8 protein-coding genes are annotated in these 8796 nt (G+C 63.0%); 2 read left to right on the top strand and 6 right to left on the bottom strand.

Features of this window, described 5'->3' with window-relative positions; genetic code table 11:
* Together PDO_RS19530 and PDO_RS19525 are read left to right on the top strand one after the other, a co-directional pair.
* A partial coding sequence (locus tag PDO_RS19530) for an acetate/propionate family kinase (RefSeq protein ID WP_007605986.1) occupies nt 1–1056 on the top strand: 1056 nt, incomplete at its 5' end.
* A 96-nt stretch (nt 1057–1152) separates the two neighbouring features.
* Nucleotides 1153–2346 (top strand): alpha-D-ribose 1-methylphosphonate 5-triphosphate diphosphatase, encoded by a 1194-nt coding sequence (locus PDO_RS19525; RefSeq protein WP_007605985.1) that lies wholly within the window; start codon nt 1153–1155, stop codon nt 2344–2346.
* 46 nt (nt 2347–2392) lie between these two features.
* Here PDO_RS19525 and PDO_RS19520 read toward each other — a convergent pair whose 3' ends face one another.
* From PDO_RS19520 to PDO_RS19495, 6 genes are all read right to left on the bottom strand, one after another.
* Entirely contained in the window at nt 2393–3142 is a 750-nt protein-coding gene (locus tag PDO_RS19520; RefSeq protein ID WP_007605984.1) for an ABC transporter ATP-binding protein, read from the bottom strand.
* Nucleotides 3139–3972 carry an ABC transporter ATP-binding protein gene (locus tag PDO_RS19515; RefSeq protein WP_007605983.1) on the bottom strand — a complete coding sequence of 278 codons (834 nt, stop codon included), beginning with the start codon at nt 3970–3972 and terminating at the stop codon, nt 3139–3141. The genes PDO_RS19520 and PDO_RS19515 overlap by 4 nt, the downstream gene beginning before the upstream one ends.
* The gene (locus PDO_RS19510) at nt 3969–4901 is read right to left on the bottom strand and encodes an ABC transporter permease (RefSeq protein ID WP_007605982.1); all 933 of its coding nucleotides are present in this window, start codon (nt 4899–4901) and stop codon (nt 3969–3971) included. Before PDO_RS19510 ends, PDO_RS19515 begins: the two co-directional genes overlap by 4 nt.
* Nucleotides 4898–5902: an ABC transporter permease gene (locus tag PDO_RS19505; RefSeq protein ID WP_244426487.1), complete on the bottom strand. Its 1005-nt coding sequence runs from the start codon at nt 5900–5902 to the stop codon at nt 4898–4900. Before PDO_RS19505 ends, PDO_RS19510 begins: the two co-directional genes overlap by 4 nt.
* Nucleotides 5903–5970: 68 nt before the next feature.
* Nucleotides 5971–7611: an ABC transporter substrate-binding protein gene (locus PDO_RS19500; RefSeq protein ID WP_007605978.1), complete on the bottom strand. Its 1641-nt coding sequence runs from the start codon at nt 7609–7611 to the stop codon at nt 5971–5973.
* 52 nt (nt 7612–7663) lie between these two features.
* Nucleotides 7664–8716: a dipeptidase gene (locus tag PDO_RS19495; RefSeq protein ID WP_007605975.1), complete on the bottom strand. Its 1053-nt coding sequence runs from the start codon at nt 8714–8716 to the stop codon at nt 7664–7666.
* Between the last annotated feature and the right edge of the window lie 80 nt (nt 8717–8796).

The following is an 8796-nucleotide window of genomic DNA, read 5'->3' as shown; positions in this document are numbered from 1 at the left end:
ACATTCCATCTGGTCGAAGGCCCGCAGATCTTCGACGTACCGCTCGAAGCCAGAAGCGATGACCTGCTGCATGATGTGCTCGAAGAAACCTTCTCTTGGCTGGCGGCGCACTATGATCTTGATGCGGTGACCGCCGTCGGCCACCGCGTGGTGCATGGCGGCGATCGTTTTGCCGATCCGGTGCTGGTCACCGACGAGAGCACGGCTGCCATCGCGGCGCTGATCCCGCTGGCGCCTTTGCACCAGCCGCAGAACATCAGGCTGATCCAGGCCATCCACGACCTGAAGCCCGGCCTGCCGCAGACAGTGTCCTTCGACACCGCCTTTCATCGCAGCCAGAGCGAGACCGTGCAGCGTTTTGCCATACCGCGCGAATGGTTCGACAAGGGCATCAAGCGCTACGGCTTTCACGGCCTGTCCTACGCCTATATCGCCCGCGTGCTGAAGGCGCTGGAACCCGAGCGTGCCGGCGGTCGGGCGGTCGTTGCCCATCTCGGCAGCGGTGCCAGCCTCTGCGCCATGGAGCGTGGCATCAGCCGCGACACGTCGATGGGCTTTTCCACCATCGACGGCGTACCGATGGCAACCCGCAGCGGCGCCATCGATCCCGGCGTGTTCTTCCACCTGATCCATGGCCACGGCCTGAGCGTCGATCAGGTCGAGACGATGATCTACCAGCAGTCCGGCCTGCTTGGCCTGTCCGGCATCAGCGCCGACAGCCGGGTACTGCTCGAAAGCAATGCGCGCCAGGCCCGCGAGGCGATCGACGTCTTCACCTTCCGCATCGCCGGCGAAGTGGCGCGTCTGGCGGCCACGCTGGGAGGGCTCGACACGCTGGTCCTCACCGCCGGCATCGGCGAGAACCAGCCGGCCATCCGCAAGGCCGTCTGCGAGCGGCTGGCCTTTCTCGGCGTTGTGCTCGATCCGCTCGCCAATGACCGGAATGCTGCGGTGATCTCGACAGCCTCGAGCGGGATCATGGTCCGGGTCATCGCGACCGACGAGGAACAGGTGATCGCCGACGACATGCTGTCCGTGCTCGATCGACAGCGTTGAGTTGCAATCGTTGACGACTGACAACAAACCGTCATGAAGCGCGCATAGAGACGGGCCGACACTCGGGTCAAATCAGTCGAGACGGGAGCACGCCACATGCTGCAGGAGATGAATGCGACGGGTGAGGCCGAGCGCCACGCGAACCGGACTGCCATCGTCATCACCAATGCCCGCGTCGTTCTGCCCGGTCATGTCATGCATGGCACGGTCATCGTCGAGGACGGCCTGATCACCGAGATCCACGAAGGCCCGTCGCGGCTGGAAGGCGCCATCGACTTTGCCGGCGACTATCTGCTCCCCGGCCTCGTCGACATCCATACCGACCATTTCGAAAAGCACATCTATCCGCGCGCCCATGTGCGCTGGGATTTCATGCGGGCCGCCCTTGCCCACGATGCCCAGATCATCGGCGGCGGCGTCACCACCGTCTTCGACAGCCTCTGCGTCGGCGCCACCACAGACAACCCGCACCGCGCCGAAATCCTGACGCCGATGATCGAGGCGCTGGAACAGGCAACCGCCGCCGGCATGCTGCGCGCCGAACACCTGGTGCATCTGCGCTGCGAGATCACCGATCCGGCGACGCCGGCGCTGACGGCCGCCAATATCGACCGCGCCATCGTCCGGGTCATGTCGGTGATGGAGCACCTGCCCGGCATCCGCCAGAGCCGCGACATCGACGCCTATGTCGCCCGTGCCGCCAAATCCACCGGCGAAAGCCCGGACCTGGTGCGCGAGAAGATCAAGGTCCTGGTCGCCGAAAAGGGCGAGATCGGCGCGGCCATCCGGCCGGAAATCGTCGCACTTGCTCGGTCGCGCTCCCTGCCACTGATGAGCCATGACGATACCGATATCGAACACATTGACGAGGCGCTGGCCGATGGCGTCAGCATTTCCGAATTCCCCTGCTCGATCGAGGCAGCACAAGCCGCACGCGACAAGGGGCTGGGCATCGTCGCCGGCGCACCGAACATCCTGCGCGGCGGCTCGCAGTCCGGAAATATCGCCGTGCGCGACCTGCTGGTTGCCGATCTCGTCGATATCCTGGCATCCGACTATGTGCCGCGCTCGCTGCTCGATGCGGCCTTCATGATCGCCGCCGATCCGGGCCTCAGCTACGATCTGCCGCGCGCGGTGGCCATGGTCACCCGTGCACCGGCGCTGGCCGGCGGCTTGAAGGATCGCGGCGAAATTTCGCTCGGCATGCGCGCCGACCTGATCCGCACCGACCTGCACGACGGCCATCCGTTCCTGAAAGCCGCCTGGCGGTCGGGGCTGCGGGTGGCGTGAGCCACCCGGCACGATCAGCGGCGCCCAGGATCAGTTGCGCCCTTTGTCAGTCGCGGCGAAAACCCTCGCTGGCGGTGAGAAGCTGGCGCGTGTAGTCGGTGGAAAAGTCGCGGCTGCGCAACTGCTCCGTCGACAGGGTTTCCACCACCTTGCCGGACTTCATCACCACCAGCTTTTCGCACATGTGGCTGATCACCGAGAGATCGTGGCTGACCATGACAAAGGTCAGGCCGCGATCCTTGCGCACCTGTTCGAGCAGGTTGAGGATCTCAGCCTGGATCGAGGCATCGAGCGCCGATGTCGGCTCGTCGAGCAGCAGGATCTGCGGCTCGAGGATCAACGCCCGGGCAATGGCGATGCGCTGGCGCTGGCCACCCGACAGTTGGTGCGAAAAGCGGAAGCGGAAGCCGCTGCCGAGGCCCACCTCGTCGAGCGCCCGCGCGATGCGTACCTCGGCATCCGGGATCCCATGGATCGCCAGCGGCTCCAGCAGCAGCCGGCCGACCGTCTGGCGCGGATGCAGCGAGCCGTAAGGATCCTGGAAGACCATCTGGACGGTGCGGTAGAATTCCCGGTCACGCTTGCGACCGCTGTAACTCCGGCCGCTCACCGTCAGTGTGCCCTCGTCGAACGGGTTCAGCCCGGCGACGGCACGCAGAAGCGTCGATTTGCCCGAACCGGATTCCCCGACAATGCCGAAGGACTGGCCGGTCTCGACATCGAGGCTGACGGTATCGAGCGCACGAAAACCGTCGAAGCGCACGATCATGTCACGGATGGAAAGGGACAGTTTCATAGCTTCCACTCCGCCTGGCGCTCCAGCACCGGCAGCGGATGCCGGTCGGCGGCGATCTGCGGCAGACAGTTGAGGAGACCTTGGGTATAGGGATGCTTGGCCTCGGACAGTTTCGATGCCTCGATCTCCTCGACCACCTTGCCGGCATACATGACCAGGACACGGTCGCAGAAGGACGAGACGAGCCTGAGGTCGTGGCTGATGAAGATCAGCCCCATGCCGCGCTCGGACACAAGCTTGTCGAGAATGGCCAGCACTTCGAGCTGTACGGTGACGTCGAGCGCCGATGTCGGCTCGTCGGCGATCAGGAGTTCCGGACCGCAGACCAGCATCATCGCGATCATCACGCGCTGGCCCATGCCGCCGGAAACCTCGTGCGGATAGAGATCAAAGACACGCTCCGGGTCGCGGATCTGTACCGCTTCCAGCATTGCAAGCGCTCGGGCGCGCGCCTCGCTGCGCGAGATCCGCTCGTGGGTGCGCAGGGTTTCCATGATCTGCCGGCCGATCGGCATGACCGGGTTGAGGGAATATTTCGGATCCTGCAGGATCATCGCCAGCCGTTTGCCACGCAGGGTCCGACGCTGCGAGGCCGAGGCCTTGAGCAGATCGGTTTCGCCGAACGCGAGCTTGTCGGCGGTGATCAGGGCGTGACCCGGTGTCAGCCCCATGATGGCGCGGCCGGTCTGCGACTTGCCCGAGCCGGATTCGCCGACAATGCCGAGACGTTCCTTGCCGAGGGTGAAGTTCACGCCGCGCACGGCCTCGATGGTGCCGGTGCGGGTTGGAAAACTGACCCTCAGGTTTTCGACTGTCAGAAGCGGCGTCATTGGCCGGCCTCCTTCGGATCGAGCGCATCGCGCAGGCCATCGCCCAAGAGATTGAAGCCGAGCGAAACGATCAGGATGGCAAAGCCCGGCATGGCGGCAACCCACCATTGGTCGAGAATGAAACGGCGACCCGACGCGATCATCGCGCCCCATTCCGGCAGCGGCGGCTGGGCACCGAGGCCGAGGAAGCCGAGGCCGGCTGCCGTCAGGATGATACCCGCCATATCGAGCGTCACGCGCACGATCAGCGACGACATGCAGAGCGGAATGATGTGGAACAGCACGATGCGCAGCGGCGACGCCCCCATCAGCTTGACCGCCGAGATATAGTCCGAATTGCGGAAGGTCATGGTTTCGGCGCGCGCGATACGGGCATAGGGCGGCCATGATGTGATCGCGATGGCGAGTACCGCGTTTTCGATGCCGGGACCAAGCGCTGCAACCAGCGCCAGCGCCAGAACCAGCTTTGGAAAGGCGAGGAAGATGTCGGTGATGCGCATCAGCACCGCATCGACCCAGCCACCTGCGTAACCGGCAACCGTCCCGACGATCAGGCCGATCGGCGCGGCGATGATCGCCACCAGCGCGATGACAAACAGCGTCAGCCGCGAGCCATGGATCAGTCGCGACAGGATATCGCGCCCCTGGTCATCGGTGCCGAGCAGGTATCCTTCGGTTCCAGGCGGCAGCAGGCGCGCATTGCGCAGGTCGCCCTGCACAGGCGAATGCGGCGCCAGGACATCGGCAAAGGCGGCGACGAACAGCAGCGCGATCAGGATGGCGAGACCGAAAAGCGCCAGCCGGTTTTCGGAAAACCGCCGCCAGATCATGTAGAGACGGCCGCAACGGGCCTGCCAGCGCGACTGCGGCCGGTCGGAGAGAAGCCATTGGCGAAGGCTCGGTTTTGCCGTGAGTTCGGATCCGGTCATCGGCTGCGCGTCCTCGGGTCAAGCATGCGGTAGAGAACGTCCGACAGGAGGTTGATGGCGATGAACACGGAGCCGATGACGATCGTCCCGCCGAGCACCGCATTCATGTCGGCATTCTGCAGAGAATTGGTGATGTAGAGGCCAAGCCCCGGCCAAGAGAAGATCGTCTCGGTCAGCACCGAGCCTTCGAGCAGGCCTGCATAGGAGAGCGCGATCACGGTGAGCAGCGGCACGGCGGCGTTGCGCAGCGCATGGAACCAGATGATCCGCGTTTCCGACAGGCCCTTGGCCCGGGCCGCCACGATATATTCCTGCGAAAGCTCGTTCAGCATGAACGAGCGCGTCATCCGGCTGATATAGGCGAGCGAAAAATACCCGAGCAGTGCGCCCGGCAGGATGATGTGGCGGAACAGGTCCCACAACACGTCCCATTGCCGCTGCATGGCGGCGTCGAGAAGGTAGAAGCCAGTGACCGGCGTGAAGCTGTATTCGTAGACGATATCGACGCGCCCCGGATAGGCGACCCAGTTGAGCTTGGCATAGAAGAACAAAAGCGCCAAAAGGCCCAGCCAGAAGATCGGCACGGAATAGCCGATCAACCCGATGACCCGCACGATCTGGTCGGCGATCGACCCGCGCTTGACGGCGGCCAGGATACCGAGCGGCACGCCGAACAAAACGCCGATGATCGTGCCGACCGTCGCAAGCTCCATGGTCGCGGGAAACACCCTTGCGATATCGGACAAAACCGGATTGGTGGTCAGCACCGAGGTGCCGAAATCGCCACTCAGCACCTGGCGAATATAGATGAAAAACTGCTCGTAGAGCGGCAGGTTCAGGCCGAGTTCCTCGCGCACGCGCTCGACGACATGCGCCGGCGCACGATCGCCGACAATGGCGAGCGCGGGATCGATCGGCACCACGCGACCGATGAAAAAAGTCACGGCCAAAAGGCCGAGATACGTCGTCACCACCGTCAGGATGAATTTCGACAGCGAGATGGCAAGCGCCGAGGCGCGCGCGCTATTGCGCCGCGCCTCGGTCCGATTGGAGACATCCGTCAAGGGGATCAGTCCTTGGAGACGGTGTAGACGAAGTTGGTGTCGAAGCTCGGTCCGAGCTTGTAATCCTTCACCTTGTCCGAATAGCCGGCGATTTCCGTCTGCTGGAAGATCATCACGAACGGGCCGGTTGCGAGAACCTGCTTCTGCAGGTCTTCATAGATCGCCGCACGCTTTGCCGTGTCCTTTTCGAGCAGAGCGGCCGCCGTCTTGGCCGAAAGCTCGGTCGGATCCCAGGCATTGCGCCAGGCGAGCGTCTTGTTCTTGCCTTCGTCGGAATTGTCCGGGTTGAAGGTGAACGTCTCGGCATTCGAGTTCGGATCGAAATAGTCCGAACCCCACTGGCCGATATAGATGTCGTGCTGGCGGGCGCGGAACTTGGTCAGCGTCTGCTTACCATCACCCGGGATGATTTCCAGCTTGATGCCGGCCTGGGCCAGTGTCTGCTGGACATTTTCGGCAATGCCGGTGACCGGCTGGGTGTTGCGCACGTCCATGGTGACGGTGAAGCCGTCGGCCAGACCGGCCTTGGCCAGCAGTTCCTTCGCCTTGGCCACATCGAGCTTGTAGGGCTTGTCTTCAAGCGCGCCGAGCTGGCCGGACGGCAGGAAGGTCTGGTGGATCGAGCCGATGCCCTTGATCAGCGTTTCGCCGAGCGCATCGTAATCGACCAGATACTTGAAGGCTTCGATGACTTCCGGCTTGGCCAGGTTCGGGTTCTTCTGGTTCAGGCTGAAGTAGTACAGCGTGCCCTTCGGTGCCGATGTCGTGGCAATGCCTTCCTTCTTCGATACCGCCTCGAAATCGCCCGGCTCGAGATTGCGTGCAACGTCGATATCGCCGTTTTCAAGTGCCAGGCGCTGGCCGGCACTTTCCTTCATGTAGCGATAGATGACGCGGGCAAGCTTTGCCTTTTCGCCATAGAAGTTGTCGTTGCGCTCGAGCACGACGACTTCGTTGGCGCGCCATTCGCGGATCTTGAACGGACCCGAGCCGGCATAGCCGGTCTTGAGGAATTCGTTACCGAAATCGGTGTCATACTTGTATTCGGCCGTCGGCGTCATCGCCTTGGCCTTTTCGGTGACCAGAACCTTGTCGACGACCGAGGCAACCGTGGAGGTCAGCACGTTGAGCACGAAACTCGGCGCATAGGCCTTGTCGACGGTGAGCACGAAGGTCGTGTCGTCGGTGGCCTTCGCCTTTTCGGTGACATTGTCGCCGGTGAGGCCGAACTGGGTGAGCAGGAAGGCTGGCGACTTGTCGAGCTTGACGGCACGCTCGAACGAGTAGGCGACGTCTGCCGCCGTGATCGGATTGCCCGAAGCAAATTTCAGGCCCGACTTGAGCTTGAACGTATAGGTCAGGCCGTCGTCCGAGATGGTCCAGCTCTCGGCGAGGTCGCCGATTACCTTCGACGTGTCGGCCGGATCGAGCGCGACCAGCTTGCTATAGGTGTTGGCCGTCACTTCGGCCGTCGAGATTTCGAAGGCTTCGCCCGGATCGAGCGTGATGATGTCATCGATCGCCCAGGCCAGAACCAGCGTATCGGCCGGCGTCGCGGCATAGGCCTGCGGCGCACCCGCCAGGATCAGCGCGAGCGCCGCGCTGGTCGTCATCAACTTCAAGCGTTTATTGAATGAATTCATCATCCTATTATTCCCCTTCTTGGTTGTTGGTGGATAACGATCGTATGGCTCGGCACTATTCGTGCCAGGCCGATGCGAGTACTCTCAGCCAGTTTTCCCGGCAGATCTTGTCCAGGTCTTCGCCACCGTAGCCAGCCGCCTTCAGCGCTTCAACCAGCTTTTGATTGCCGGCCGCATCGGCAATGTCGGCGGGGATGGTCGCACCGTCGAAATCAGAGCCGATGGCCACGCAATCGATGCCCATGCGCTCGACCAGATAGTCGATATGCTGGACCATGGCCGATACCGGCGTGTCGGCGCTGTCGCGAGCGTCCGGCCGCAGCATGGTGACGGCATAGTTCAGCCCGACCAGGCCACGGCTGTCCCTGATCGCGTCGAGCTGCTTGTCCGTCAGGTTGCGCGCAACCGGCGTCAGCGCATGTACGTTGGAATGGCTGGCGATCAGCGGCTGGTCGGTGATCCCGGCAACATCCCAGAAGCCCTTTTCGGTAATGTGCGCCAGATCGATCAGAATGCCCAGTTCATTGCAGCGCTTGACCAGCGCCACGCCGGCATCCGTCAGACCGGGGCCCGTATCGGGCGACATCGGATAGGCGAACGGCACGCCATGGCCGAAAATATTGTTACGGCTCCAGACGGGACCGAGCGAACGCAGGCCCGACGCATGGAAGGTCTCCAGCACGTCGAGATCTGTGTCGATCGCCTCGCAGCCTTCCATGTGAAGGACGGCGGCAAACACGCCTTCTGCCATGGCCTTGCGGATATCGGCGGTCGAGCGGCAGAGCCTCCAGGCGCCGGCGCGGTCGAGACGCTGGGCTATCGATGCCATTTCAAGCGCGATGTCGAGCGACCACTGCCGCTCCAGGGGCGGATCGAGCGGCGTGACGTAGTGCCCCTGCGCATCGGGCTCCTTGAGGGAGAAATCATGCGGCGACGGAATATAGATGGCACAGAGGCCGCCAGCCAGTCCGCCAGCCTTTGCCCGCGGCCCGTCGATATGGCCAACGCTCGTACCCTTGGTGAATTCCATGACCGGATCTGTCCCGTCCTTGCGGCTGCGCCACAGGCGAAGCAACACGTCGTTATGGCCGTCGAAGATCAAGTTCATGAAAATGAATTCCGCTTTTCAGTCAAACACGAGGAGAAGCGCGGTCCCCGAACTCGGGGGCTGGCGGGGTTAAGTGACGG

The sequence above is a fragment of the Rhizobium sp. PDO1-076 genome, assembly GCF_000247475.1.
Taxonomy (GTDB): Bacteria; Pseudomonadota; Alphaproteobacteria; order Rhizobiales; family Rhizobiaceae; genus Allorhizobium.
Note: the sequence above shows the minus strand (reverse complement) of the source record. Positions and strands in the feature narration are given on the sequence as shown.